Origin of the sequence: Phyllobacterium zundukense, assembly GCF_025452195.1 — a bacterium.
In the GTDB taxonomy this organism is placed as follows: domain Bacteria; phylum Pseudomonadota; class Alphaproteobacteria; order Rhizobiales; family Rhizobiaceae; genus Phyllobacterium; species Phyllobacterium zundukense_A.
Genome location: NZ_CP104973.1, coordinates 2,810,736 through 2,836,158 on the forward strand (window position 1 = coordinate 2,810,736; position 25,423 = coordinate 2,836,158).

Consider the following 25,423-nt stretch of genomic DNA (forward strand, 5'->3'; position numbering starts at 1 on the left):
ATTAACGCTATGGCGGACAACTATCTTCAGCGTTCTCACCGGCAGGATGATTCGCGATCAGGTAATAACGACCCTCTGATGGAGCTTTCCCGTATCATGGGAACGGTCGAAGAAGAAGGGCCGTCTACCGAATCCAACGATGATTTTGCTATGGATCTCGAACGCGAGCTGATGGGGGGCTTCGATGAACAAGCCGCGCCTCAGTCCGCTGACAATGATGCCGACGATCAGCTTGCCGCTCAGGATTTTCAGGAATCCATCGAGCGTGAGTTGGCGGCGGAACCGTCATACGAATTTCACCAAGCCCCCGTCGAAACCGTGGCCGCCTACGAAGAGCCGGATTACGCCGACTACGAGCCGGACCCGGTTTACGTGGACAGCGAAGCGGGCGAGGGTGCTGGTGCTCCGATAGAGCAGGCCATCGCCCACTACGAAGAGCGTCCGGCCGTCGCAGCGCCATCACTCAGTCTCGAGGATGAGCTCGAAACCTTGCTTGCTGGGTCGGCGCAGCCAACCGTGCAGCGTTCGGCAAATGCTTCCTGGGGTTATGGATCGCAGACGCAGGTCCCGGGACGAACAGAAATTGCCCCGTCAATCAGCCGGACGACGTCATACCAGCAACCATCCCATGCGCAGGAATCGGTTACCCACCAGGTTCCCGAGCCGGAGCCTGTAGCTTACGCAGCTGTCGAAGAAGAGCAGGTTCAGGACGCGGCGATCGAGGATTTCGATACCGACGAATTGATGGCGGCGTTCGATGATTTCGAAGTAACGGCGGATCAGGACGAGGATAGTGAACCGGTTGCAGAAGCAGCCCCGGTTTTTCCGCTCTATCAGAGCGTGGAGCAATCCCCGGCGCCGGTTCATGAACCAATCGAAGTGCCTGTCGCCACCCCTGTTGCCAGCGCACCGCGATTGCCCGAGGTCCACGAGCTCAGCGACTATGCCGACGAGCTAGATCGCGCCGCGTCGGCGATCACCGCCGCCCCCGATGTGGATACGGTGGCGGTTACAGAAAGCCGGGTTGATTATACCGAGTCGCTCGATCTTCCGGCCGTGAACTATGAGGACGACGTTCCGCAGCACAATGGACTGAACGAGCTGGACAATGAATTTGCCGAGGTGTTCGGCTCGATAGAAGCGGACGATTCGCGCGGCGCCTATGTCGCCGCGGAAGATCCTGCTCCGCAAGAGCCCGAGAAGGACCAATACGCGGAAATTTTCGCCGATGTATTCGGCAACGAAGCAGATCAGAACAAATATAATCCGGCAGGCTATGCGACAGCGGCAGCCGGCGCTGCGGCCATGGCCGTCGCTGCCAGCTCCAAACAAAGCCGGGCCACCCCGGCCTATGGTCCGGAAGAGGATCTGGATTTCGGCTATGATCCTCGGCAGGACAACGTCGATATAGCCGCTACACCCTATGGGCAAAAGGAAACACCCGCGCCTCGCCGCAGTAATCTGTTTGTTCCCGGTGTGGCAGCTGCTGTTGTTTTGCTCGCGGTCGCCGGTGCCGTCGCCTACAAATGGACCGGCGGCTCGAACGGCGAACCTGTCGTCATCATGGCAGACAAGACGCCGATCAAAGTTCAGCCCGAAACCGCCAGCACGGCCGTAGTGCCAAATCAAGACAAAGCGGTTTACGACAAGAGCGCGACGGCTGCTCCGGAAGCGCCGAAGCAGGATCAGCTCGTAACAACACGGGAGGATCCTATCGATCTTCCAGCCGATGAGGATGGAGGCGCGTCCGTTGCGGATATGCTCGCCACCGATGCGCCCCCCACCGATGGTCCTGCTGCGGGCGACAAGGTGGAGGCGCGTGTTGATCCTGCCACCACAGACGATACTGCCGACGCTGCACCGGCGGAACGCAACAGTGCGATTGCACCGCGCAAGGTGCAGACAATGGTCGTCAAACCGGATGGCACGATGGTCGCCTCCATTCCAGAACCGGCTGATCCGGTGAGTGCCGGCCCTGCCGCTGCCCCGGCTGACCGTCCCGCTGCTCCGCTCGACGCAAATGCATCCGCAGCGCCGGCAACAACTGGCGACGACGAAATTGGCGCATTGGTGCAGGACGCACCGGCAGCTGTGCCTGCACAGACTGCTGCACCTGCACCCGAAGCACCAGCTGCAACTGCAGCGGCAAAACCGGCTCCGGCTGCTGGCAAGTTGCCTCCGAAGCCCGTCGCGACCAAGAAAATTACTCCCGAAACGGTTGCTTCCGTTACGCCGAAGAATATTCCGGTGGTCGAATCGCGTCCGGCAGATCAACCGATCGATATTGTCGATCGCGTTCCGCCAAAGAATGCAGCGGGCCAGCAGGTCGCTTCCGCAGCTCCGGCAGCGGGCAGCTATCTCATCCAGATCGCCTCGCAACCGAATGTCGAGGGCGCGCAGAAGACATATGCTTCGCTCTCGCAGAAATATGCGGGTGTGATCGGCGGCCGCGGTGTCGATATCAAACAGGCCGAGATTGCCGGCAAGGGCACATTCTTCCGTGTCCGCATCCCAGCTGGCTCCAAGAGCGATGCGAACGCCCTGTGTGCGAAGTACAAGACTGCAGGTGGCAGCTGCTTCGTTACACAGTAAAAGACCTCGCGCATCTCATTGAAAAGGCTCCGCCATTGGCGGAGCCTTTTTTCGTTTGCGAGAGTGTAATCGACTGATAACTTGATCGAATATTACTTGTTTTTTAGGCTCATAGAATTGTCACTTCGCTGATTGTAAAACCCAACAGATGGGATTATATTTTTTATGGTTGTTATCCATCGTGTGTACGGTTTTCGTTTTGTGATCTACACCGTCGACCACGAACCAGCGCATATCCATATTACCGGGGCGGGACAGGCGAAGATCAATCTCGATGGTTTCGGCGGAGCACCCGAATTGGTTTACAGTATCGGCATCAAGCGCTCCGACATGAAGCGGCTGATGGCGGAGGTTTGCGTGCACCGTGACATATTCAAACAGGAATGGGAGCGTATCCATGGCAGCAGGCTTGACTGACGCGCAGTTCGATCTGGCGAATGCCAGGGGACAAGAAACACTTATGATGGAACCTCGGGCGTCGCTGGCTCGATATGATAGTGTAACCCGGCGTGTGGTGATAGATTTGGTCAATGGGTGCAGCTATGCATTTCCCTTCCATTTCGTGCAAGATTTACAGAATGCGAGTGATGAGGACCTCGTTGATATCCGGGTCGATGGGGCCGGCCTGAACTTGCACTGGCCAAAGCTGGATGTTGATCTCTATGTGCCTGCTCTTGTGTCAGGCATCTTCGGTACGCGGGCCTGGATGACCCGGGAACTTGCTCGCGCAGCGGGAAAGGCCGTTTCACCAGCGAAATCGGCAGCAGCCAGAGTAAATGGTGCAAAGGGTGGACGTCCGCGAAAAACAGCTAGCGGCTGATCTCACTGAAGCTTTTGCAAAAGTTCAGCGAAGCCTGTGCGATAGGCAGTGATTTGAAGTAGACTCCCACCATGAGCGAATCAAAAGCATGGATTGCCGGGACGACCGGTTTGAAACTGACCCCAGACGAAATCGCATTCTTTCGCGATGAGCGGCCGTGGGGTTTTATTCTTTTTGCCCGCAATATCAGCGAGCCAGCACAGATCGAAGACCTGTGCGCGCATCTGCGCGATCTGGTGGACCGCGACGACGCACTGGTGCTGATCGATCAGGAAGGCGGACGCGTGCAGCGCCTGCGACCGCCGCTCGTGCCGGATTACCCTTCAGGATCGCAGCTCGGCGCGCTTTTCCGGGAAAATGAGGAACTTGGATTGCGCTCCGCCTGGCTCCTGTCGCGCCTGCATGCGTTCGATCTCCTCAAGCTCGGCATCAATGTCGATTGCCTGCCGGTGCTCGATGTCCCCGTCGAAGGCGCCAATGACGTTATCGGCACACGCGCCTATGGCAAGCATCCGGAGATCGTGACGGCCATGGGCCGAGCCGCGGCGGACGGCTTGCTTGCAGGCGGCATGCTGCCAGTGGTCAAGCACATACCGGGGCACGGCCGCGCCTTTGCCGACACACATCATGAATTGCCGACGGTCACGACGCCGCTTGAGGAACTAGCCGAACATGATTTCGCGCCGTTCCGGGCTTTGGCGGACCTGCCGATGGCGATGAGCGCGCATGTGATCTTTTCGGCCGTCGACCCGAAGAACCCGGCGACGACATCGGGCAAGGTGGTGGAAGAGATCATCCGCGACTATATAGGTTTCGACGGACTGCTGATAAGCGACGATGTTTCCATGAATGCACTTTCTGGGGATTATTTCGACCGGACCAAAGCAATCTTTGCGGCCGGACTTGATATCGTGCTTCATTGCCACGGCATCATGGATCAAATGAAGGCGGTTGCGGCTTGCACGCCCGAGCTTGAGGGCAAGGCGTTCGAGCGGGCGCAGCGAGCAATCGAATATCGAAAAGAACCGGATACGTCCAACGAGGAAGAACTCCGGGAAGAGTTCCAGCGCACTTTCGAGGCGGTGGCATAGAAGCGAGAGAAATTTGGCGAGTGAGCAAAAGATAAACGGCAACGACACGGCACCCATGGAGGCGCTGTGGGAAAGTCAGGTCGATCGCGCTGCCAGCGAGCCATCGCTTGTTATTGATATCAAGGGGTTCGAAGGTCCACTTGATCTCTTGCTGCATCTGGCGCGCAATCAGCGCGTCGATCTTGCCCGCATCTCTGTACTCGCCTTGGTCGAGCAGTACCTGATTTTCATCCAGCAGGCGCAGGCATTGAGGCTTGAGCTTGCCGCCGATTATCTGGTCATGGCGGCGTGGCTTACCTACCTCAAGTCCAAGCTTCTGATCCCCAAGGCGCCTGGCGACGAAGGCGAAAGCGGCGAGGAATTGGCGGCAACGCTGCAGTTTCGGCTGAAGCGGCTGGAAGCGATGCGTGACGCGGCAACGAAGCTCATCAACCGTAACCGGCTCGGCCGCGATGTCTTCGCCCGCGGCATGCCCGAGGCTGTGATTGTCGATCAAACCAACGCCTATGCAGCGACGCTCTACGAGCTTTTGACCGCCTACGCTTCACAGCGGCAAAAGCGGGCCACGTCGCATGTACAGATCGCGCGGCGTACGGTCTGGTCGCTGAAGGACGCGCGCGAAATCCTGATGCGGCTTGTAGGTGAGACGAAGGATTGGACGGCGCTAGATCATTACCTGCTGGAATTTATCTTTTCGCCGGCAGAGCGGGCGACCGCAATGGCCAGCTCCTTTGCTGCCAGCCTGGAAATGGTTCGGGAAGGGCATCTGGAAATCCGCCAGACCGGCGCGTTCAACCCGATCTACCTGCGCAACAGGCTTGATAAGCAGACCGAGCCGCTGAAGGATGTGGCAAATGGCTGACAGCATTCATAGCATCGACGATCACGAGGCCGAGTTGCCGGCTGGCAACTGGAATTCGTCGATTTCAGTTTCGGAAGCGCTGCGTATGGCCGAGGCCATATTGTTCGCATCGGCAGAGCCGGTAACGGAAAAGGCCCTGCGTGAGCGCCTGCCATCCGGTGTCGACGTGGCTGCGCTGCTTGGCGAATTGCAGGAGATTTATTCAAAGCGCGGCATCAATCTGCGGCAGACCGGCGGCGCATGGGCGTTCCGCACGGCTGCTGATCTCGCCTTCCTGATGAACCGGGAGGCCGTTCAACAAAAGAAGCTGTCGCGTGCAGCCCTCGAGGTCCTTGCAATCATCGCCTATCATCAACCGGTGACACGCGCCGAGCTTGAAGATATTCGTGGTGTCGAGACTTCGAAGGGCACGCTCGATGTGCTGATGGAAACTGGCTGGATCAAATTCCGCGGTCGCCGCCGGACACCCGGCCGTCCCATCACCTACGGGACTACTGCTTCATTCCTCGACCATTTCGGCCTGCAGGAAGTACGCGACCTGCCGGGGATTGACGAATTGCGCGGTGCAGGCCTGCTTTCGACGCGCATGCCGACGAACTTTGCCATCCCGATCCCGGTCAACGATCCGGATGAACTGACCGAAGATGAAGATCCTCTGACGGATATTGATCTCGAGGAGCTCGGTCTTTTGACACCCCGCGTCGAACATGATTGAGACAAGCTTTTTGGCTACAAATAAGCGCATCGCATAAAAATCGTGATCCCGATTTCAATTCGGACTTGCGCAGCGTTTACATGAATGTGAAAGAGCAGATGAGACTTGTGTTTGAAAAGCACGGGGAAAAGACATAGATCAGCCCAAACTGTTGGGCGAATGTGAGGTTCAAATGGGTAGTTTTTCAATCTGGCACTGGCTTATCGTGCTTGCGGTCGTGCTTCTTCTTTTTGGTCGCGGCAAGATCCCGGAACTCATGGGTGATGTCGCCAAGGGTATCAAGAATTTCAAGAGCGGCATGAGCGACGACGATGCTGACACCGCCGACAATTCGAAAACGATTGATAATCAGACAAGCCAGCCGGTGAATTCGGTGAAGGAAAAGACCACAAAGTCTTGAGAGCCGTTTTTAAACTCTACTGCAGCGGTCATCTGACGCGGTTTTGTGCGCTTCCGGTGCTCACGTACTTTATGTACGCTGCGCTCCGGTTCTCGAAAACCACGCCATATGCCTCGCCGCAGCGACTTTCCAAACGGGCTCTAGGTCCGACGATAGCCTTGTCCTGCGCGCGGCTACCTTGCCGTGTCGTGGCTGGAGCATGATGAATGTTTGAAGTTGGTTGGTCGGAAATCCTGGTGATCGTGATCGTCATGATCGTGGTGGTCGGACCCAAGGATTTGCCGAAGATGCTGCGTGCCTTCGGCAAGGCGACCGCAAAGTTTCGGGCAACTGCCGGTGAATTCCGCAAGCAGTTTGACGAGGCCTTGAAAGAGGCCGAGCTCGATGATGTGCGCGATATCGTCAATGAGGCCAAGAGCCTCGATCCGCGCAGTGATATCCGCAAGGTCTTCGATCCTGTCCGGACCATGGGTGAGGAAATCCGCTCGAGCTTGAAAGATACCGCGGCAACGGCAAAGGACAATGTCGCTGTACCGGATCCAGCCGCGCCGGGGGCAACGCCGTTGCAGCCGCAGGTGATGGAACCCTTGGCCACGCCAGCCGCTGAAACAGCGGTAAAGAGGCCCGCAAGGTCAAGACAGAAGCCGGTTGCGGCTGCCGCTGAAACCAAAGCCGAGGCAGCACCAGCCAAGACTGTGTCGAAGAAGGGCGCTGCGCCTGCGGTAGAAGTCGCCACGGCTACACCGATCAAAACACCAGCAAAAAGAACAGCGAAGCCGAAGGCCAAGGCTGTCGATACGGGGACAAAGAGTTGAGCAGCGCTGACGACGAAATCGATAAAAGCTCGGCCCCCTTGATGGAGCACCTGATCGAGCTACGCCGGCGCCTGATCTGGGCACTTTTGGCGTTCTTCCTAGCGTTCCTTGTATGCTTTCATTTCGGCAAGCAGTTGTTCAACCTTTTGGTCATCCCGTATCAGTGGGCGACCGTGTGGGCGGGGCTCGATCCTGCCAAGGCACAACTCATCTATACGGCCCCACAGGAATTCTTTTTCACGCAGGTGAAGGTCGCCATGTTCGGTGGTATCGTCATCGCGTTCCCGGTCATCGCATCGCAAATCTACAAGTTCGTAGCGCCCGGTCTTTATCGCAATGAGAGAATGGCGTTTCTGCCATTCCTGATTGCATCGCCAATCCTTTTTCTCATGGGCGGCGCGCTGGTTTATTTCTTCTTCACGCCAATGGTCATGTGGTTCTTCCTGGCCATGCAGCAGACTGGCGGAGCGGGCGAAGTCCAAATCTCGCTTTTGCCGAAGGTTTCCGAATATCTCAGCCTCATCATGACGTTGATCTTCGCGTTCGGGCTGGTGTTCCAGCTCCCGGTCGTGACGACCCTCCTGGCGCGGGTCGGCCTCGTTGGCTCCGAGGGACTGAGGTCGAAGCGCAAATACGCCATCATCATTGCGTTTATCGTGGCCGCCGTAATCACGCCGCCCGATCCGATCAGCCAGATCGGTCTTGCACTCCCGACGATCCTTCTCTACGAGGTTTCGATCTGGATGGCGCGTCTGGTCGAGAAGAAGCGTGCGGCAGATGAGGCTGAAGCAAAATCAGAGTCCAGCGAAGTCTCGTCCTGACGTTCTCCAGTGAAAAAAGAGCTTGCGTCACCATTGTGCGTGGTTCGACAAGCTCACCATGAGGGATGGGGTGATGGCAGGGATACGTGGGTGATGGCAGGGAGACACAGAGCTGCAGCGCTGGCGATTAGCCTTGCAATCACCTCTCTCCCTCATGGTGAGCTTGTCGAACCACGCACCATAGAAATGCAAGTTCCTTATTCAACAGAACCCGGTATTTAACTCCAACACGGCTTTATTCCCATGCTCGATATCAAATGGATCCGAGAGAATCCGCAAGCGCTTGATGCAGCTCTGGCCAAACGAGGCAACGAGCCGGCGTCGTCCCGCTTGATCGAGCTCGACGAAAAGCGCCGCCAGCACATAGCCAAATTGCAGGAAGCGCAGGAACGCCGCAACGCCGCCTCGAAAGAGATCGGCAAGGCGATGGGAGCCAAGGATCAGGCGACCGCCGATCGTTTGAAGGCCGAAGTTGCAGAGATCAAGGTGTTCCTGACCTCAGCCGAAGAGGAAGAGCGCCAGCTCGATCGCGCGCTGAGCGATGCATTGTCAGTGCTTCCAAACATACCGCTTGCGGACGTTCCGGTCGGCAAAGACGAGGCCAGCAATGTTGAGACGCGCCGTGTCGGAACCCTCAAGAATTTCTCCTTCGAGCCGAAGGAGCATTTCGAGATCGGCGAAAAGCTGGGCTACATGGATTTCGAGCGAGCGGCCAAGCTTTCGGGCAGCCGTTTTACGGTCCTCAAGAGTCAGTTGGCGCGGCTGGAGCGTGCACTTGGCCAGTTCATGCTTGACCTGCACACGACCGAACATGGATACACCGAAGTCAGTCCGCCTCTGCTGGTCAATGACGAAGTGCTCTATGGCACGGGCCAGCTGCCGAAGTTCGCTGAAGATCTGTTCCAGACCACGGACGGCCGCTATCTGATCCCGACTGCCGAGGTACCGCTCACCAATCTGGTGCGCGAAGAGATTCTAGATATTCGCGATCTGCCGATCCGCATGACGGCGCTGACGGCGTGCTTCCGTTCGGAAGCAGGTTCTGCGGGGCGGGACACGCGCGGCATGCTGCGCCAGCACCAGTTCATGAAGGTTGAGCTGGTATCGATCACCGACGTCGGGCATTCCATCGAGGAACATGAGCGGATGACCTCATGTGCCGAGGAAGTTTTGAAGCGGCTCGACCTGTCGTTCCGAACCATGACGCTGTGCACCGGCGACATGGGCTTTGGCGCGCAGAAGACATATGATCTCGAAGTCTGGTTGCCGGGACAGAAGGCGTATCGCGAGATCTCCAGCTGCTCGGTATGCGGTGATTTCCAGGCGCGCCGCATGAATGCCCGCTACCGGCCGGAAGGCGAGAAGTCGACGCGTTTCGTCCATACGTTGAACGGTTCAGGCACCGCCGTGGGGCGAGCGCTGATTGCCGTTGTCGAAAATTATCAGAATGAGGACGGCAGCGTAACAATTCCTGAAGCCCTTGTGCCCTATATGGGCGGACTGAAACGGATCGAAAAAGCAGCATAAGAGGGACTGGGGCAAATGCGCATTCTTCTGACCAACGATGATGGTATTCATGCGGAAGGTCTGAGCGTGCTTGAACGCATTGCCGGCCAGCTCTCCGACGATATCTGGGTGGTCGCGCCCGAGACCGACCAGAGCGGCCTTGCGCATTCGCTGACGCTTTCCAACCCGTTGCGTCTGCGCAAGATCGATGACCGGCATTTTGCCGTGCGCGGCACCCCGACCGATTGCGTCATCATGGGCGTCAAGCACCTGATGCCGGACGCGCCTGATCTGATACTGTCCGGTGTCAATTCCGGCTCGAACATGGCCGATGACGTTACCTATTCGGGGACCGTGGCTGGCGCCATCGAGGGCACGCTGCTCGGTATCAAGTCCATTGCCTTGTCGCAGGAATACAATCTCGATGGCGGCGCGCGCGTGCTGCCTTGGGAGGTCGTGGAGGAGCGGGCGCCCGCGATCCTGAAAAAGGTGCTTGATGTCGAACTGCCAAAGACCGTTCTCATCAATATCAATTTCCCGAGTTGCAGCGCTGCGGAGATCGCCGGAACCCGGGTTACGGCGCAAGGCAAGCTTTCGCACGGCCTTACCATTGAAGAGCGCCATGATGGTCGCGGCTTGCCCTATTACTGGCTGCGCTATGGCCGCGGCAAGGATGTACCGGCTGAAAACAGCGATGTGGCTGCGCTCGCCAAGAACTTCATTTCAATCACGCCGCTGCAACTCGACCTGACAGCGCATGACACGCTAGCAACCCTTGCGAGTGCCATTGCATGAAGGTTGCGATGTCTGAACGTGAAGGATTTGCGGCTTTCGTCCTGCGCATGCGCGCCTTGGGCCTGTCCGATCAACGTCTGATCAGCGCTTTTGAAGCGACGCCGCGCACGGCATTCGTCAACGGCAATCTCGGTAACCTTGCCTACGGTGCGGGAACGCTGCCGATCGAATGCGGTGAGTTCATCGAAGCGCTCGATCTGCAGGCGCAGCTGATTAATTCCCTCGATCTTGAGCCTACGCACCGTGTGCTGGAAATCGGTACCGGTTCCGGCTTTACGGCGGCCGTGATGGCGCGGTTAGCGGGCCGTGTCCTGTCGCTGGAGCGTTATCGCACGCTGGTTGAACTGGCGCATCAGCGGCTCCAGGCCCTGAAGATCGAGAATACCTTCGTCAAACATGCGGATGGCAGGCATGGCCTCGTGCATGATGGCCCGTTCGACCGCATCATCGTCTGGGGGGCTTTCGAAAGCATGCCGCGCCAGTTCGTCGATCTCCTGTCGTCAAACGGCGTGATGATCGCACCGATCGGCCCGCTCGATGGCCGGCAAGTGATGGCGCGGCTATCAAAAATCGGCAGCCGTTTTGAGCGCCACGATTTGATGTCGGTGCGCCTGTTGCCCCTGATGGAGGGTGTCGCCTCGGCGCTTTAGCCGACGTTCGCTTGTTATTACGTCTCTTCCTTTAAAAAGCGTCCACCTCACCCGTCATCCTCGGGCTTGACCCGAGGACCCAAGACAAAGGAGGTCTAATCCTCTCCATGAACTCAACACCAATCCAGCGAAGAACAGTACAGCCCTCATTGAAGCTTGCATTTTGCTGGAATGCCTTGTGCATCGTATAGCAGAACGCTTCTCAGCTGTGGGTCCTCGGGTCAAGCCCGAGGATGACGGAGAGGTGGTGCATTGTGACGTTGGAGGGTGACGTACGGAGCCCTGACCCTTTACGAATTTGGTGAATTTTTCACAAATTTTACTCGCTCTTTAACGGTCGAGTAACATTAACGCGATCTAATGAGTCCAATATTCTTGTATTGAGTACGGGCGGGATATGCGATGCGTTTGAGTACACTAGACAAAGCGTCACGGCGGCTGGCTCTGAATGCCGCCATTCTCTCGATAGCCGGTATCGCGGCAGGCTGCAGCTCGGGCGTGCAGCGTTTCACCAGCGCGGATTTCAGTTCCGGCTATAGCGACAATCAACGATCAGTCATGCAAGCGTCCAACAACACGCCACAACCTTATACACCTCCCGTCGATTCAACGCAGACCGCTTCTGTCGGCAGCGGCGGAGGTGTCCAGCGCAGCAGCCTGCCGCCCGTCGGCGCTGCAAGCACTTCGGCGCTGCCGCCAGTCTCCTCGCAGCCAACGCGCCCGACACTCGCACCCGTTGCCAGCGCGGCGCCACTGCGTCAGCAACAGACGGCCTCAGTGCAGCCAATGCAGGCCGCACCGTTGGGGTCTGCTTCGGGTACGCTGAAAACTCCGGACGGCCGTGAAGCAAAGATGCCTGCAAAGCCGGCTCCGGTGCATTCGAACAACGTCGCCGTCATACAGACACCGCCGGTGAACAAGCAGGTAGCTGCTGCGACCACTGCTGCGAAGCCAACCAGCCAGGGCTCATACACAGTCCAGAGCGGTGACACGCTGCATGCGATTTCGCGCAAGACCGGCAGCAATGTCGAGGCGATCAAGCAAGCGAACAACATGAAGGACGGGACCGTCCGTGTTGGTCAGACGCTCATCATTCCGCCGTCCAATTCTGCGCTTGCACAGAATGTCGCCAACACCATGAAGCCGAAGGGCGCATCGGTCGATCAGGTCAAGACAGCTTCGACACCGCCTGCAGAGCAGCCGAAGGTGGTCGCAAGCGCCGCGACGCAGGCTGCTGCGGCTCCGCAGGCCGACACTTCGGCAAAGCCTTACACACCGCCACAGGCGAGCGAGAAGGTGATCGAGAACGCGGATAAGGACAAGGATGTTGCCGCTGCGCCGTCGGCTACCGGCGTCTCGGGGATGCGCTGGCCGGTTCGCGGCCGGGTTGTCGCCAATTATGGCAAGGGCAGCGACGGCATCAACATCTCCGTGCCTGAGGGTACGCCGATCAAGGCTGCTGAAAACGGCGTGGTCATCTACTCCGGCGATGGCCTGAAGGAATTCGGCAACACGGTGTTGGTGCGCCATGACAATGGTCTTGTGACCGTATATGGCAATGCCAGCAAGCTCGATGTTCAGCGCGGCCAGAAGGTCAAGCGCGGCGACCAGCTCGGAGTGTCGGGCATGACCGGCAACGCAACGACGCCGATGCTTCACTTCGAGGTTCGCAAGAACTCGACGCCTGTCGACCCGACGAAATATCTCGAGATCCTGATGCTCCACTATCTCCCCCTTGTGGGGAGAAGGTGATTTCAGCATCTTGAGCTATTTGCTCAAGTGCTGGAAATCGCAAGAGAGGGGATTTGCTTTATTAAACTACCCCCTCACTTGGATTTTCCAAGGATTTAGCAGGGAGGCTAAATCCAGGAAAATCCTTTCTCTCCCACAAGGGGAGAGATAGACGGCGGCAACTACAGTTTCTTGCCGAGACGTCCGGCAAGGTCCTGGGTAAATTGCCAGGCGACACGGCCGGAACGTGCCCCGCGTGTCGTGGACCATTCCAGCGCCTGCGCATGAAGTTCCGGTTGCTTTATCGGCAGGTCGAAATGCGCCGCATAGCCATCGATCATCGACAGATAATCGTCCTGGCTGCATTTGTGGAACCCGAGCCAAAGTCCGAAGCGATCCGAAAGCGACACCTTTTCTTCGACCGCTTCGGAAGGGTTGATAGCCGTGGAACGTTCGTTCTCGATCATGTCGCGCGGCAGAAGATGACGCCGGTTCGACGTGGCATAGAAGATGACATTGTCCGGCCGGCCTTCGACGCCGCCTTCCAGTGCCGCCTTCAATGATTTGTACGATGTGTCGTCGTGATCAAAGGACAGGTCGTCGCAAAACAGGATGAAGCGGTAGTCAGTGTCCTTGATGGCCGCCATCAGGGCAGGGAGGCTGTCGATGTCCTCGCGGTGAATTTCCACAAGTTTGAGCGGGTGGCCGCCGGCCGAAGCGGCAGTGTTGACCGAGGCATGCACTGCCTTGACCAGCGACGACTTGCCCATGCCTCGCGCGCCCCACAAGAGAACATTGTTTGCCTGCAAACCATCGGCAAAGCGTTTCGTATTGTCGAACAGGATATCGCGAACGTTGTCGACGCCGCGGATCAATGAAATGTCCACGCGGTTGACCTTGCTAACCGGGTCAAAGGCGAGTTTGTCGGGATTCCACACGAAGCAATCCGCCACATCGAGATCGGCCGGTTGAGCCTTTGGCGGTGCCATGCGCTCCAGCACCGCAATCAGCCGGTCAAGTTTATCTGTCAGCAATTCATCGGACATTCTCATCGAGCCTTCATTTTCATGCATATATGCGACTATCATGTTGAAGATAATTCGAAAAGCAGGACACACAGTTTTGTACGGTTGCTTTTGACGCCCCAAACATTGTATTGCGCTGGCTCAAGTTCTTTCAAATCTGGTTCTCTCTGGAGGTTGTCTCAATGTTCGTAACTCCCGCATATGCACAGGCAACGGGTGTCGGCGGCGCACCGGAAATGCTGATGAGCATCCTGCCGTTCATTCTGATCTTCGTGATCATGTACTTTTTGATCATTCGCCCACAGCGTACCGCTGCCAAGAAGCGCGAAGAGCAGCTGAAGAATATCCGCCGCGGTGACACGATCATTACCGGTGGTGGTTTCATCGCCAAGGTTACCAAGGTCTATGAGGACACCGGCGAGCTGGATGTCGAAATCGGTGAAGGCGTCAAGGCCCGTGTCCTGCGGGGCATGGTAGCCGACGTCCGGGTCAAGGGCGAACCGGTTGCCGACAACAAGAAATAAGGCATAGTGAGGGGCGGCCATTGAGCCGCCCTTCTGATTCTAGTTCCAAGGTTGCGACTGCATGCTCTATTTTAGCCGCTGGAAGACTGTACTCATCTGGGCTGTTGTTCTAGCAGGCGTTATTCTGGCGCTGCCAAATCTCTTCACACAGGATCAACTGGTAACCTTGCCGGACTGGTTGCCGAAGAAGCAGCTGGCGCTGGGTCTCGACCTCGAAGGTGGTTCGCGACTGCGCTTGCAGGTCGACCGGGAACATCTGCCGGACACCGACGCAACGATTGCAATCCTGAACCGCCGTCTCAGCGAGCTTGGCTATACCAATCCCAATGTCGAAGGCCAGCGCAATGGCCGTGTGCTTGTCGAAGTCCCCGGACTTTACGATTCGCAACTGCTCAAGGACATATTGAGCCTCACCGGCGAACTGCATTTCCAGATGGTCGACGATTCCGTGCCGGTTCAGCAGGCGATCGACGGCACGCCACCGGAAGGCGATGAGGTGGTGTATTCGTTCGACGATCCGCCCGTTGCCTATCTGGTGAAAAAAGAGCCGCTCGTCTCGAACAAGAATTTCGTCGATGCGCAGGCCGGGATCGACACGACCACCCAAGAGCCGGTGATCACCTTCAGACTGGACAGCATCGGCGCTGACCGATTCTCGAAGGCGACCAAGGCGAATGTCGGCAAATCTTTCGCTATCGTTCTCGACAACCAGGTGCTTTCAGCTCCGGTCATCAGTGAGGAAATACCCGGCAATACAGGTCAGATTTCCGGAAATTTCGACCTTTCGGGCGCAAGTAACCTTGCGCTTGTGATGCGGGCAGGCGCGCTGCCAGCGAGTGTCACCGTGCTTGAAGAGAGAACGATCGGCACTGATCTCGGAGCGGCTGCTGTAGCCTCCGGCAAGATCGCTGCTCTTATCGGCGCAGTTCTCGTCATCGTTTTCATGCTTTTGACCTATGGCCTTCTCGGCGTCATCGCCAACATTGCCCTTGTCGTCAATGTGATCCTGATACTGGCAGTGCTGACGCTCTTCGGCGCGCCGCTGACGCTCGCGGGTGTTGCCGGTATCGTGCTTACAATCGGCATGGCGGTCGATTCCAACGTGCTCATCTATGAACGCATTCGCGAGGACAGGCGCGCTGGCTTTTCCGTTATCCAGGCTATCGATTCCGGATTTTCACGGGCGCTTGCGACGATCGTCGATGCCAATGTCACCACGCTGATCGCGGCACTCGTGCTTTTCATTCTGGGCTCCGGGCCGGTGCACGGTTTCGCGCTGACCGTGACCATCGGTATCGTCACCACGCTGTTCACGACCTTCACGCTGACACGCTGGCTGGTATCCGTGTGGGTTCAATGGGCGCGTCCCAAGGAAGTTCCGGGCGCGCTCCTGAAGCTCGTTCCCAATGATACGAAAATCCCGTTCATGAAGCTGCGTTTTTTGACGCTTGGCTTTTCGGCGCTGTCGAGCATTGCGGCGATCGTGCTTTTCGCCATTGTCGGCATGAATTTCGGTATCGATTTCAAGGGCGGCACGATGGTCGAGATTCAATCGCACGAAGGTGCGATCGATCTCGATGATGTCTATAGCCGACTTGAAGATTTGAACATTGGTGACATCAAGATCGAACCATTCAAATCGGATGATCGCGCGCTGATTACCGTGGGCAGCCAAGGTGAGGGCGAGGACGCCGAGCAGACTGTCGGTGTCAAGATCCGGGGTGAATTGCAGGATGATTTCGATTTCCGCCGCATTGACGTTATCGGGCCATCCGTATCAAGTGAACTGTCACACGCCGGAATGCTCGCTGTCGGCCTCTCATTGGCGGTGATTTTCGCCTATGTGTGGTTGCGCTTCGAATGGCATTTCGCGCTTGGCGCCATTCTCGCGACAATCCACGACGTACTGCTACTGCTCGGTATGTTCATCGTCTTCCAGATGGAGTTCAATCTCTGGAGTATCGCCGCTTTGCTCGCGATAGTCGGCTACTCGCTCAATGATACGGTCGTCATCTACGACCGCGTGCGCGAAAATTTGCGACGATACGGCAACAGCATGTCGCTGTCGGCGCTTCTCGATGCATCGATCAACCAGACCCTGTCGCGCACGATTCTGACATCGCTTGCAACGTTTCTGGCGTTGATCGTTCTCTATCTCTATGGTGGCGAGGACGTGAAATCATTCTCGCTGGTCCTCGGTGTCGGCATTATCGTCGCAACCTACTCGTCGATCTTCGTGGCTGGCCCGTTGCTGATGCTGTTTGGCCTCAAAGGCAGGGATGTCACGGACAACGGAACGTCGGCGGTGTCCGGCCAGAGTGGAGCGTAATTAATTGGTCAAAGGCATTGAAATTCGGGATGCGCACTTTCCGGGGCGTGCACCCATCGATGCCTATGGCAATGGCGGCTTTCGCTTCGCGGACATGTCGCATCGCGGTTCCATACTCTGTCTCCCATCCGGCATTCATGGCTGGGAGCCGAAAACCCTGCCACTGCTGACGATCGCCGATTTCTCGCTTGTACTAGAACAGGCCGCCGATATCGAAATTTTACTGGTGGGGACGGGGACTGATTTGCGGCGGCTGCCGCAGGAGCTTCGCGATGAAATGCGCAAGCACCGTATATCGTCCGATCCTATGAGCACCGGTGCAGCAGTGCGGACCTACAATGTGTTGTTGGCGGAGGATCGCGCAGTGGCCGCGGCGTTGATTGCAGTGGATTGAAGCTCTGTCGATATTTCGCGTCAAGGCGGCCTGCAAACGGCGCTTTTCTCCGCTCCGGTGCTCGGAAACCACTGTTTTCGTCTCGCCCTGACGCAGAATCTCGCCAGACCCAAATCGAGAGCGGCCTTATGAACGCCAATGAAACCCACTGCTTGCAATTGTTGCGGGATGCCGATGCGGACCGCTATCTTTCAGTGCTGTATGCGCCGGAAGACAAGCGCGGGGCATTGGCAGCGCTCTTTGCTTTCAACACCGAAATTGCCCGTATTCGTGATCTGATTCATGATCCGTTGCCGGGTGAAATCCGGCTGCAATGGTGGCGCGATCTCATCAACGGAACAGCGCTTGGTGAGACGTCGGGAAATCCCGTCGCCGCAGCGCTATTGGATGCGATCAAAACGTATGAATTGCCCCGTGCTGCCTTCGACAATTATTGTGAGGCGCGGATATTCGACCTCTACAATGACCCGATGCCAAGCCGCAACGACCTGGAGGGATATTGCGGCGAGACAGCTTCGGCGCTTATCCAACTCGCCTCCTTGATCCTGGATGCCGCCAAGGCACCTGAACACGCCAACGTGGCTGGCCATGCCGGTGTAGCGCAGGCGATCACCGGCCTGCTGCGTCTGTTGCCACTGCACCGCCGCCGTGGTCAGATATACATCCCCGCCGATATTCTGGCGACCGTTGGCTGCAGTGGGACTATGTTGCTGGACGGCTCCGATCAATCAGCGGTCACACGTGCGATCGACGCGATGATCGCGCTCGCCGGGGATCATCTCGCAAAATTCGAAACGGCTATGAAGACGTTGCCGGCGACACTTCGCCCGGCCTATCTGCCAGCAGCGATGGCTCCGGTATATCTGAAGAAGCTGAAAGCCAGTGGCTTGAATGCCGCCACAGAAATTGCCGACATCTCGCCGCTTCGCCGCCAATGGGCGATGTTCAGGGCTTCAACGCGCTAGTATCTTGAGTTTGCTGTGTTCAGTGCGTGGTTCGACAGGCTCACCAAGAGGGATGTAGTGCGCTTCAGAACCCAGCGTTGGCGATCCTGGCACTCTGGCAATTCACCACGCCCTCATGGTGAGCCTGTCGAACCACGCACAACTATTCCGCCGCTTCTGCAATTGCCGGCAGGCCGAGCCAAATCCGGCAGTCGGCCAGCGCACGCGCGCTCATGGCGCGCTTCTTGGCATTCGACTTCTCCTTGCCGCGCAGACGCTTGCCTTCAATCTTCGGCGTCTCCATTGGCGGAAACAGGCCGTAATTGACATTCATCGGCTGGAACGAGCGCTTGCCCGGTTCTTCATCTGTCACGAGATGCCCGCCGGTGATATGACCGAGGAGAGCGCCAAAAGCCGTCGTCAGGGGTGGAGGCGTATAGGCCTGGCCCAGCCTTTCAGCCGCGGTAAACCGGCCCGCCAGCAGACCGATGGCGGCGGATTCAACATAGCCCTCGCACCCGGTGATCTGGCCGGCAAAACGCAAGCCCGGCCGGGTTTTGAGCTGCAGGGTCGGATCGAGCAGAAGCGGCGAATTCAGATATGTATTGCGATGCAGCCCACCGAGACGTGCAAACTCGGCGTTCTCCAGCCCCGGGATCATTCTGAAGATGTCGGTTTGGGCGCCGTATTTCAATTTTGTCTGGAATCCAACCATATTATAGAGCGTCCCGAGTGCATTGTCCTGCCGCAACTGAACCACAGCATAGGCCTTGACGGTCGGGTTGTGTGCATTGGTCAGCCCCATCGGCTTCATCGGGCCATGGCGCAATGTTTCGGGCCCGCGCTCGGCCATTACCTCGATCGGCAGGCAGCCGTCGAAGTAGGGCGTGCCTTCCCATTCCTTGAACTCGGTCTTGTCGCCTGTGACAAGCGCTTGAATGAACGCCTCGTACTGCTCCTTGGTCATCGGGCAGTTGATATAGTCCTTGCCATTGCCGCCCGGTCCAACCTTGTCATAGCGCGACTGGAACCAGCAGGTATCCATATCGATGGAATCGAAATGGACAATTGGTGCAATAGCGTCGAAAAAGGCCAGGGCGTCCGCGCTGGTTTCCTTGCCGATGGCTTCGGCAAGCGATGGCGCAGTCAGCGGGCCCGTGGCGATGATGACCTTGTCCCAGTCAGCGGGCGGCAGGCCGGTGATTTCCTCGCGCTGGATGGTGATCAGGGGATGCGCTTCAATGCGGGCGGTGACGGCCGCAGCGAAGCCATCGCGATCGACAGCCAAAGCACTACCGGCCGGCACTTGGTTCGCATCTGCAGCGGCCATGATGAGTGAATTGGCGAGGCGCATCTCCGCATGCAGCACGCCGACCGCATTGGTTTCGGCGTCATCCGAGCGGAAAGAATTGGAACAAACGAGCTCGGCCAAATCTTTTGTCTTGTGCGCGTCGGTGCCGCGAACCGGGCGCATCTCATGCAGGATGACGGGAATACCCGCCTCGGCAAGCTGCCATGATGCTTCGGAACCGGCGAGACCGCCGCCAACAATATGAACTGGTTTGTGTGACATGCGCCTCCAATAGACTTTTTGGCGCCGCGCTTCAATGCAAAAGCCGCCGCGAGTTACTCGAGCGGGGCTTTGATAATTTGAACGATCAGGCGCTGGCCTGGTCGAGTTCCGCCACGTCGTTGCTGTCGAGCTTCAGTGCTGCGGCACGGATAAGGCTTTCCAGCTGTTCGAGGGAGGTGGCGCTGGCAATTGGTGCCGTGACGCCCTTGCGCTGGATGATCCACGCAATTGCAACTTCGGCCGGCCTGGCGTTGTGTTTCGCAGACACCTTGTCCAATGCAGCGAGAATGCGATGCCCGCGAGGGTTGAGATACTGCTTGATGCCGTCGCCGCGCTGGCTTTTACCCAAATCGGCTTCGCTGCGGTATTTGCCAGAAAGAAAACCTTTGGCGAGCCCAAAATACGTGATCACGCCGATATTCTCGGAGATGCAGAGGTCGCGTAATTTGCCTTCGAACTCGCTGCGATCGTAGAGGTTGTAGCCGGGCTGCAGCACATTGTAACGCGGCAGATCCTTTGTTTCCGAGACATCGATCGCCGCCCGAAGCTGGTCCGCATCGAGATTGGAAGCGCCGATTGATTTGATCTTTCCCTCTCTCAGCAGCTTCTGGTAGGCGCCGAGTGTTTCCTCGTAAGGCGTATCAGGATCAGGCCAATGCGACAGGTAAAGATCGATCGCATCGATCTGCAGCCGTTTTAGCGATGCCTCGACTGCCTTGGCGATATAAGCGGCAGACAGATCCTTCTTGCCTTGGCCCATGTCGGAGCCGACTTTGGTAATGATAACGACCTTGTCGCGGGCATTGCGCGATTTGACCCATTCGCCGATGATTGTTTCGGACTCACCGCCTTCATGTCCGGGCACCCAGCGAGAATAGCCATCCGCCGTGTCGATCGCGTTGAAACCGGCATCGACGAAACGGTCAAGCAGATCGAAGGAGGTCCTTTTGTCGGCCGTCCAGCCGAAGACGTTACCGCCCAAAACCAATGGCGCAATGGACAGGCCCTTGCGGCCAAGACGACGTTTTTCCATGTATTTTCTACTCCGGGAGACTACCGCTGAATCGCGACTGTAGGCCTGATTTCCAGATGTTTCCAGCCTGACGTAAATCACTATCAGGCGAGTTACGAGGGACTGGCAGCGGTCGCACTACTTCGTTTGCCGCCATGCTCGATGGGAGTCTGAAAAAGGTCAGATGCCTAGCGTGCTATTGCTTATAGCCCTTTGCCCGCATGCATGCATTGACAAGATTGGCCTCTTCTTTGCTCCTGGCAGCAGTGTCGGCGGCTAGGGCGGCGGTCGAACCGGCGGCCTGGTATTTGCATTGCACCATGTCCTTGTCTGCAGGTGTGACAGGTTCTTCACTATGCACCCACTTCTTTTCGGGAGAGGCGCATGCCGCGAGCGCAACCACTGGAATTATAAACAGTAGAATTCGGGTCTTGGAGAGATTTTTGGAAGTATTGAATGAACCTGAAACGGCGTTGGACATTGTGAGAATCCCCTTAATTTATTAGCCTAATGACCAAAATCAAACATCACTCTGTTTTAAATGCTCCAATGAAAGTAAGACCATACCAAGGCGGCAAATTACATTGCCTCTGGGGCCCGACACAACCCCGAATAGGATATTTGACCGAGGAAATCTATAGACGTAAGCAAATGGCTTCGCACGGGTGGAGAAGCTATTCGCACACCAATATCAAGCTGGACCCTGCATTCAGGCTAACGGGCCTTTGACTTGTTCAACGTGATTGCGGCGCCTACGAGTGCCTTGAATGCGTTCTCATCGATTTCCTCAGCCTCACGTAAATCGATAGCGCGCCTCGTGTTGCCTTCAAGGCTGGAGTTGAATAACCCGGAAGGATCGTCAAGCGAAGCGCCCTTGGCAAAAGTCAGCTTCACCACGCTCTTATAGGTCTCGCCGGTGCAGATTATGCCGTTGTGAGACCAGACCGGAACGCCTCGCCACTTCCATTCCTCGACCACTTCCGGGTCGGCCTGGTGGATGAGCGCGCGGACATGGGAGAGCATCTTGCCCCTCCAGTCGCTCAGTTCCTTGATTCTCGCATCGATCAGCTGAGAGGGTGAGTGCCCTCCTTCTCCGTCTTTCAAATCACTCTTCTTCATTGGTATCCCTCCCTCTTGGTGGTTGTCACGCACGCAGCTCGCGCTCACATTCTTTCGCCGGGCAGTTGGCTCGCCTGCTTTACCCAGTCGACGAACTGCGCTTCATCGAACTGGCCTTCATAAATATCGAGATACCGCACTTCCTTGTGCTTGGATGCGCCGGGCGGGACAGGACTGAGTGACGTGCCGCGAAAGAAGGTGACCTTGACGTATTTCGTGAAACAATGAAAGCTGAGGAACCAGGTCTTCTCCTCCAACCCATACAAGGGCGAGTTCCATTTGACCGCCTTTTGCACGCCGGGAACGGTGCGCACGATAAGCGCGTCGAGACAGCGACCGAGGTCGCTTTTCCAGCCCGGCATGGCGGCGATGTAGGCCTGCACCGGGGCGTCGCCGTAGCCCTTCGCGATCTGAGGATTGCCGCCTGAGAGGAGGACCGGCTGTGTGGATGCCGCCGGGCTCTTGGTTTTGGCATGCAAGGAAGAATTTTCGCTCTCTCTTGTTTTCATGTTGATTCCTCCACTTTTGGTGCGGCAACCATAAACAGCGAATCCTGTAGGTTTCAAGGACAGGTCCCGCTACAGTCGCACAATGCGTATCATGCTCCGGTGTTTAGCCCTTTTTCTGTTCGCCGCTTTATGCGGGCATGCCGAGGCGCAAAGTTTCCGTGTCTGCCACGGCTATGGCTGTACCTTTCAGACGCGGGTGGCATTGACACCGGCGGATCGCTCGCGGATTGCTTCCATCATGGCGGGAGGACGCGCTTCGCCTGCGGCCGAGCGCGCTGCCGTTCGCCGTGCGGTGCAAGTATTCGAGCGGCGCAGCGTTGCTGTGATCGGGGTGATTGACCGGCCGAAGATGGATTTCGGCAAGGGCCGCGAGAAAGGTCAGATGGATTGTGTCGATGAGTCGACCAATACGGATCATTTTCTCCGCTACCTGCAAGGCGCTGGATTATTGCACCATCATCGCGTTGCAAGAAGAGATTCGCGCGGAAGCTTCATCGACGGCCGCTATCCGCATTTTACCTCCGTTCTCAAGGATGATTCTGGAACGTCGTGGGCCGTCGACTCCTGGTATGAACCGGGAGGCGGACCGCCTGATGTGATGCTTTTGTCGGAATGGCACCGCCGGGGGTATGGCGGGCAGAGATAGAACAAATTTCGTCTAAACAGAGCCAGAAACAACAACACCCACCGCGGGAGGAGGTGCGGTGGGTGTCGTTTTGTAAAGACCGGCCGGGAGGAGGAGTGCCGGTCTTCGATCGCGGGAACTTTGGGAGGAGGTAAAGCCCGGCGATATTCTAGGTCGTGAAGTCATAAATCTGGTAGAAATGGCGTCTGAAACGGCAAGAAGATGCGAGGAGAGATGTGAAGGGCGGGGTCTTCCCCCGGCCGAGCGGTTCGACACTGCAGCTTGCAGCCGTTTCGGCGTCCGCAGGATAGGGTCCATTTGCCCGACTACTTTGTCGTAAAAGCTCGACAATGGATAAACATTGCCATCGCCTTTTCTCCTCGTATCCGAACAAATGGCCTCCTACCATTTCCATCAGATTTATGAGTTCACGACCTAGTATTCGATTAGCGTACTGCAGACTTCTTGGCGACGAACGGGATGTCCGAACGGGCAATGCCCAGATCGCTGAGTTCGCGGGTCGACAGACGGTTCAGCTCGGAAACCGTGTCACGATAACGGCGCCAGTTGCTGTAAGAGCGGATAAGGTTCATTTCATTCACCACTTCGGTTTTTTTGTTTGATTGATCACTCTTGATCGTTGAGTGGAAGATAGTGGATGACGTCCTGAAGTTGCAGAGCCAAGTTTGCAGGTCAGCTATGCAATTGCTGCATTGCAACATTAATTCGTATTAATTGTTGCGGCGCACCAGAGGCGATTTTGAGTTGAATTTGCGCATCGCAGTGCAATTGCGTTTTTGCAGCCAGTCGCGCTACCTTCACCTGACAAGACTCAAGGGAGCATCCGTGGCACTTACCATTGGATTGAGGAAACATATCGCGCGCTGGCAGCGGGACGGGGTGATCGACGAGATCATCGCTGAACGGCTTCGCAAAGACCTCGACGATCATCGCTCCGGCTTTGGCCTTGGAGGGATCCTTGCGGTGCTCGGTGCGGTTCTTCTCGGAGCGGCGATCATCTCGCTCGTCGCGGCCAATTGGGAGGCAATGCCGCGGCTGTTTCGCGTTGGCCTGATCATATCGGTGCTTTGGCTCGGTTATGTGGGCGGCGCGTGGCGGGAAAGTCTCGGCGACAGGCGCTTCGGTCAGGCGCTGTACCTGATCGCCGCGATCACGTTTGGCGCCGGAATCGGGCTGATTGGCCAAATGTACCATTTGTCCGGCGATGTATCGGATGCTGTGCTCCTCTGGGTCGCCGGGACGATGGTTGCGGCATTGTTTCTGCGCTCGCCGGTGCTTGTCTCAGCGGGCGTCGCCATTACAGGCATTTATCTGTTCACTTCGCTTGATCGGTCCACGGGCGAGCCTGTCAATTATGTGTGGCTGGTGCCGGTCCTGCTGTTCATCAGTGCGGGGCTGATCTGGTACACGAAGGGCAGGGCCGCCCAGCATCTTATCGCCCTGTTGCTTATCACTTACGTGCTTGTTGTCCGAATTGATCTCGACGAGGTTGCGGTCTTGTGGGTGGCCGGGCTGATCGGCGCCATATGTTTCATGATGGACGCCGTGCGTCCCGGCCTCCTGGACCGGATGACCGGCTGGACAGAGCCGTTGGGCGCCTATGGCTTCTTCATGGTGCTTGTAGCGCTGTTGTTCTTCCAGTTCGACATCGCCAGCAATGACTATGCCGATGAAGCGATTCCCGGTCAGGTCCTGATCGGATTTGCCATCCTCGGCTGCTCGATTGCGGGTCTCGTGCTTTCGGGCCACCGTAATCTGGCGGTGCGGTGGATTGCCTATACGGTTTTCTCACTGGAAGTTCTCTATCTGGCTTTCGAGACTATCGGCACGATGATCGGGACCGCGAGCTTCTTCCTGAGCGCCGGCGTGCTGGTTTTGCTTCTCGCCGCCTTTGTCATTCGCATGGAGCGACGCCTTCAGAAAAGGCAGATAACGCCATGACGATAAAGATCAATCGTCTCCTCTGGCTTGGTGCTGCGGTGGCGCTTATGCAGTCGGGCGTGCTCTACGCCATGGTCCAGCAGCATGTTTCGATTTTGCGCGATGGCACCGATATCACATTGCAAAGCGAACCTGTCGATCCGCATGATTTTCTGCGCGGCGACTATGTCACCCTTCGCTATGCCATCTCCAATATCGAAGTCGGCAAGATCAGCGGAATGATCCCCGCAACCGATGGACCTGCCGATGTCTACGTAACTGTGAAAGAGGGTGACGGGGGCGTGTGGACCTTCGCTGGCGCCTCTTGGCAGGAGATCAAGGACGTGCCGTCTGGCGAAGTTCAGCTGCATGGCCGCACGTCCAGCTTTGCCAAAGCGGCGGCCTATAGCCCCCTCCGCATCACCTATGGCATCGAGCGCTATTACGTGCCGGAAGGTCAGGGACGGGCGATCGAAGCTCAACAACAGGAACGAAAGATCGAGGCGGTGATCGCCGTATCGAGCACGGGAGAAGCGCAGATCCGCGCATTGAAGGACAATGGCACGGTGCTCTACGAAGAGCCGATTTACTGAGCGCGTGAACTGAACGTTGTATTCAATATATTCTGCG

At 57.2% G+C, this 25,423-nt stretch carries 27 protein-coding genes; 20 read left to right on the top strand and 7 right to left on the bottom strand.

What is annotated here, in order from left to right:
- Positions 1-9: 9 nt before the first annotated feature.
- From N8E88_RS26150 to N8E88_RS26210, 13 genes are all read left to right on the top strand, one after another.
- Positions 10-2,592 (top strand): SPOR domain-containing protein, encoded by a 2,583-nt coding sequence (locus N8E88_RS26150; RefSeq protein WP_262293135.1) that lies wholly within the window; start codon positions 10-12, stop codon positions 2,590-2,592.
- 165 nt (positions 2,593-2,757) lie between these two features.
- Entirely contained in the window at positions 2,758-3,009 is a 252-nt protein-coding gene (locus N8E88_RS26155; RefSeq protein WP_262293136.1) for a DUF4160 domain-containing protein, read from the top strand.
- A complete protein-coding gene (locus tag N8E88_RS26160; protein ID WP_262293137.1) occupies positions 2,990-3,412 on the top strand; it encodes a DUF2442 domain-containing protein in 423 nt (140 codons plus the stop codon). Before N8E88_RS26155 ends, N8E88_RS26160 begins: the two co-directional genes overlap by 20 nt.
- A 71-nt stretch (positions 3,413-3,483) precedes the next feature.
- Positions 3,484-4,503: a beta-N-acetylhexosaminidase gene (gene nagZ / locus N8E88_RS26165; protein WP_262293138.1), complete on the top strand. Its 1,020-nt coding sequence runs from the start codon at positions 3,484-3,486 to the stop codon at positions 4,501-4,503.
- 55 nt (positions 4,504-4,558) lie between these two features.
- Positions 4,559-5,365 (top strand): segregation and condensation protein A, encoded by an 807-nt coding sequence (locus tag N8E88_RS26170; protein WP_262295632.1) that lies wholly within the window; start codon positions 4,559-4,561, stop codon positions 5,363-5,365.
- On the top strand, positions 5,358-6,080 hold the full coding sequence (gene scpB / locus N8E88_RS26175; protein ID WP_262293139.1) for an SMC-Scp complex subunit ScpB: 723 nt from the start codon (positions 5,358-5,360) through the stop codon (positions 6,078-6,080). Before N8E88_RS26170 ends, scpB begins: the two co-directional genes overlap by 8 nt.
- A 172-nt stretch (positions 6,081-6,252) precedes the next feature.
- On the top strand, positions 6,253-6,480 hold the full coding sequence (locus N8E88_RS26180; protein ID WP_262293140.1) for a twin-arginine translocase TatA/TatE family subunit: 228 nt from the start codon (positions 6,253-6,255) through the stop codon (positions 6,478-6,480).
- Positions 6,481-6,686: 206 nt separating this feature from the next.
- Positions 6,687-7,295: a Sec-independent protein translocase protein TatB gene (gene tatB, locus N8E88_RS26185; protein ID WP_262293141.1), complete on the top strand. Its 609-nt coding sequence runs from the start codon at positions 6,687-6,689 to the stop codon at positions 7,293-7,295.
- A 41-nt stretch (positions 7,296-7,336) separates the two neighbouring features.
- Positions 7,337-8,116, top strand: a complete 780-nt coding sequence (tatC, locus tag N8E88_RS26190; protein ID WP_410010704.1) for a twin-arginine translocase subunit TatC — start codon at positions 7,337-7,339, stop codon at positions 8,114-8,116.
- A 243-nt stretch (positions 8,117-8,359) separates the two neighbouring features.
- Positions 8,360-9,643 carry a serine--tRNA ligase gene (serS, locus tag N8E88_RS26195; RefSeq protein WP_262293143.1) on the top strand — a complete coding sequence of 428 codons (1,284 nt, stop codon included), beginning with the start codon at positions 8,360-8,362 and terminating at the stop codon, positions 9,641-9,643.
- A gap of 15 nt (positions 9,644-9,658) precedes the next feature.
- The gene (gene surE / locus N8E88_RS26200; RefSeq protein WP_262293144.1) at positions 9,659-10,417 is read left to right on the top strand and encodes a 5'/3'-nucleotidase SurE; all 759 of its coding nucleotides are present in this window, start codon (positions 9,659-9,661) and stop codon (positions 10,415-10,417) included.
- On the top strand, positions 10,414-11,067 hold the full coding sequence (locus N8E88_RS26205) for a protein-L-isoaspartate(D-aspartate) O-methyltransferase (RefSeq protein WP_262293145.1): 654 nt from the start codon (positions 10,414-10,416) through the stop codon (positions 11,065-11,067). Before surE ends, N8E88_RS26205 begins: the two co-directional genes overlap by 4 nt.
- Before the next feature lie 402 nt (positions 11,068-11,469).
- Positions 11,470-12,819 carry a LysM peptidoglycan-binding domain-containing M23 family metallopeptidase gene (locus tag N8E88_RS26210; RefSeq protein WP_262293146.1) on the top strand — a complete coding sequence of 450 codons (1,350 nt, stop codon included), beginning with the start codon at positions 11,470-11,472 and terminating at the stop codon, positions 12,817-12,819.
- Between the two features lie 161 nt (positions 12,820-12,980).
- On the opposite strand, the gene N8E88_RS26215 is transcribed toward N8E88_RS26210, so the two are convergent.
- Positions 12,981-13,844, bottom strand: coding sequence for an ATP-binding protein (locus N8E88_RS26215; RefSeq protein ID WP_262295633.1), 864 nt, complete (start codon positions 13,842-13,844; stop codon positions 12,981-12,983).
- 161 nt (positions 13,845-14,005) lie between these two features.
- Here N8E88_RS26215 and yajC point away from each other — a divergent pair, with 161 nt between their 5' ends.
- The 4 genes from yajC (at position 14,006) to N8E88_RS26235 (ending at position 18,035) form a co-directional block, all read left to right on the top strand.
- Positions 14,006-14,347, top strand: a complete 342-nt coding sequence (gene yajC / locus N8E88_RS26220; RefSeq protein WP_112530327.1) for a preprotein translocase subunit YajC — start codon at positions 14,006-14,008, stop codon at positions 14,345-14,347.
- Between the two features lie 61 nt (positions 14,348-14,408).
- The gene (gene secD / locus N8E88_RS26225; RefSeq protein ID WP_262293147.1) at positions 14,409-16,676 is read left to right on the top strand and encodes a protein translocase subunit SecD; all 2,268 of its coding nucleotides are present in this window, start codon (positions 14,409-14,411) and stop codon (positions 16,674-16,676) included.
- 4 nt (positions 16,677-16,680) lie between these two features.
- Positions 16,681-17,070 carry an Mth938-like domain-containing protein gene (locus N8E88_RS26230; RefSeq protein ID WP_262293148.1) on the top strand — a complete coding sequence of 130 codons (390 nt, stop codon included), beginning with the start codon at positions 16,681-16,683 and terminating at the stop codon, positions 17,068-17,070.
- Between the two features lie 128 nt (positions 17,071-17,198).
- Positions 17,199-18,035: a phytoene/squalene synthase family protein gene (locus N8E88_RS26235; RefSeq protein ID WP_262293149.1), complete on the top strand. Its 837-nt coding sequence runs from the start codon at positions 17,199-17,201 to the stop codon at positions 18,033-18,035.
- Positions 18,036-18,177: 142 nt separating this feature from the next.
- Here N8E88_RS26235 and trmFO read toward each other — a convergent pair whose 3' ends face one another.
- The 5 genes from trmFO to N8E88_RS26260 form a co-directional block, all read right to left on the bottom strand.
- Entirely contained in the window at positions 18,178-19,587 is a 1,410-nt protein-coding gene (gene trmFO / locus N8E88_RS26240; protein WP_262293150.1) for a methylenetetrahydrofolate--tRNA-(uracil(54)-C(5))-methyltransferase (FADH(2)-oxidizing) TrmFO, read from the bottom strand.
- A gap of 85 nt (positions 19,588-19,672) precedes the next feature.
- The gene (locus N8E88_RS26245) at positions 19,673-20,620 is read right to left on the bottom strand and encodes an aldo/keto reductase (protein WP_262293151.1); all 948 of its coding nucleotides are present in this window, start codon (positions 20,618-20,620) and stop codon (positions 19,673-19,675) included.
- A 175-nt stretch (positions 20,621-20,795) separates the two neighbouring features.
- Positions 20,796-21,080, bottom strand: a complete 285-nt coding sequence (locus tag N8E88_RS26250; RefSeq protein WP_262293152.1) for a hypothetical protein — start codon at positions 21,078-21,080, stop codon at positions 20,796-20,798.
- Positions 21,081-21,313: 233 nt separating this feature from the next.
- A complete protein-coding gene (locus tag N8E88_RS26255) occupies positions 21,314-21,718 on the bottom strand; it encodes a DUF1801 domain-containing protein (RefSeq protein ID WP_262293153.1) in 405 nt (134 codons plus the stop codon).
- A gap of 44 nt (positions 21,719-21,762) precedes the next feature.
- Entirely contained in the window at positions 21,763-22,227 is a 465-nt protein-coding gene (locus N8E88_RS26260) for a DUF1801 domain-containing protein (protein WP_262293154.1), read from the bottom strand.
- Positions 22,228-22,318: 91 nt separating this feature from the next.
- Between N8E88_RS26260 and N8E88_RS26265 the strand changes: the two genes are divergently transcribed.
- A complete protein-coding gene (locus tag N8E88_RS26265) occupies positions 22,319-22,873 on the top strand; it encodes a hypothetical protein (protein ID WP_262293155.1) in 555 nt (184 codons plus the stop codon).
- A 425-nt stretch (positions 22,874-23,298) separates the two neighbouring features.
- Here N8E88_RS26265 and N8E88_RS26270 read toward each other — a convergent pair whose 3' ends face one another.
- Positions 23,299-23,445: a DUF1127 domain-containing protein gene (locus N8E88_RS26270; RefSeq protein WP_100001090.1), complete on the bottom strand. Its 147-nt coding sequence runs from the start codon at positions 23,443-23,445 to the stop codon at positions 23,299-23,301.
- Positions 23,446-23,698: 253 nt separating this feature from the next.
- Here N8E88_RS26270 and N8E88_RS26275 point away from each other — a divergent pair, with 253 nt between their 5' ends.
- The gene (locus N8E88_RS26275; protein WP_262293156.1) at positions 23,699-24,814 is read left to right on the top strand and encodes a DUF2157 domain-containing protein; all 1,116 of its coding nucleotides are present in this window, start codon (positions 23,699-23,701) and stop codon (positions 24,812-24,814) included.
- Positions 24,811-25,386: a GDYXXLXY domain-containing protein gene (locus N8E88_RS26280; protein WP_262293157.1), complete on the top strand. Its 576-nt coding sequence runs from the start codon at positions 24,811-24,813 to the stop codon at positions 25,384-25,386. Before N8E88_RS26275 ends, N8E88_RS26280 begins: the two co-directional genes overlap by 4 nt.
- The last annotated feature ends 37 nt before the right edge of the window (positions 25,387-25,423 follow it).

Coding starts and splice junctions, on each gene's coding strand:
- N8E88_RS26150 (WP_262293135.1), top strand. CDS start 10: ATGGCGGACAACTATCTTCAGCGTTCTCACCGGCAGGATGATTCGCGA.
- N8E88_RS26155 (WP_262293136.1), top strand. CDS start 2,758: ATGGTTGTTATCCATCGTGTGTACGGTTTTCGTTTTGTGATCTACACC.
- N8E88_RS26160 (WP_262293137.1), top strand. CDS start 2,990: ATGGCAGCAGGCTTGACTGACGCGCAGTTCGATCTGGCGAATGCCAGG.
- nagZ (WP_262293138.1), top strand. CDS start 3,484: ATGAGCGAATCAAAAGCATGGATTGCCGGGACGACCGGTTTGAAACTG.
- N8E88_RS26170 (WP_262295632.1), top strand. CDS start 4,559: ATGGAGGCGCTGTGGGAAAGTCAGGTCGATCGCGCTGCCAGCGAGCCA.
- scpB (WP_262293139.1), top strand. CDS start 5,358: ATGGCTGACAGCATTCATAGCATCGACGATCACGAGGCCGAGTTGCCG.
- N8E88_RS26180 (WP_262293140.1), top strand. CDS start 6,253: ATGGGTAGTTTTTCAATCTGGCACTGGCTTATCGTGCTTGCGGTCGTG.
- tatB (WP_262293141.1), top strand. CDS start 6,687: ATGTTTGAAGTTGGTTGGTCGGAAATCCTGGTGATCGTGATCGTCATG.
- tatC (WP_410010704.1), top strand. CDS start 7,337: ATGGAGCACCTGATCGAGCTACGCCGGCGCCTGATCTGGGCACTTTTG.
- serS (WP_262293143.1), top strand. CDS start 8,360: ATGCTCGATATCAAATGGATCCGAGAGAATCCGCAAGCGCTTGATGCA.
- surE (WP_262293144.1), top strand. CDS start 9,659: ATGCGCATTCTTCTGACCAACGATGATGGTATTCATGCGGAAGGTCTG.
- N8E88_RS26205 (WP_262293145.1), top strand. CDS start 10,414: ATGAAGGTTGCGATGTCTGAACGTGAAGGATTTGCGGCTTTCGTCCTG.
- N8E88_RS26210 (WP_262293146.1), top strand. CDS start 11,470: ATGCGTTTGAGTACACTAGACAAAGCGTCACGGCGGCTGGCTCTGAAT.
- N8E88_RS26215 (WP_262295633.1), bottom strand. CDS start 13,844: ATGTCCGATGAATTGCTGACAGATAAACTTGACCGGCTGATTGCGGTG.
- yajC (WP_112530327.1), top strand. CDS start 14,006: ATGTTCGTAACTCCCGCATATGCACAGGCAACGGGTGTCGGCGGCGCA.
- secD (WP_262293147.1), top strand. CDS start 14,409: ATGCTCTATTTTAGCCGCTGGAAGACTGTACTCATCTGGGCTGTTGTT.
- N8E88_RS26235 (WP_262293149.1), top strand. CDS start 17,199: ATGAACGCCAATGAAACCCACTGCTTGCAATTGTTGCGGGATGCCGAT.
- trmFO (WP_262293150.1), bottom strand. CDS start 19,587: ATGTCACACAAACCAGTTCATATTGTTGGCGGCGGTCTCGCCGGTTCC.
- N8E88_RS26245 (WP_262293151.1), bottom strand. CDS start 20,620: ATGGAAAAACGTCGTCTTGGCCGCAAGGGCCTGTCCATTGCGCCATTG.
- N8E88_RS26250 (WP_262293152.1), bottom strand. CDS start 21,080: ATGTCCAACGCCGTTTCAGGTTCATTCAATACTTCCAAAAATCTCTCC.
- N8E88_RS26255 (WP_262293153.1), bottom strand. CDS start 21,718: ATGAAGAAGAGTGATTTGAAAGACGGAGAAGGAGGGCACTCACCCTCT.
- N8E88_RS26260 (WP_262293154.1), bottom strand. CDS start 22,227: ATGAAAACAAGAGAGAGCGAAAATTCTTCCTTGCATGCCAAAACCAAG.
- N8E88_RS26265 (WP_262293155.1), top strand. CDS start 22,319: ATGCTCCGGTGTTTAGCCCTTTTTCTGTTCGCCGCTTTATGCGGGCAT.
- N8E88_RS26270 (WP_100001090.1), bottom strand. CDS start 23,445: ATGAACCTTATCCGCTCTTACAGCAACTGGCGCCGTTATCGTGACACG.
- N8E88_RS26280 (WP_262293157.1), top strand. CDS start 24,811: ATGACGATAAAGATCAATCGTCTCCTCTGGCTTGGTGCTGCGGTGGCG.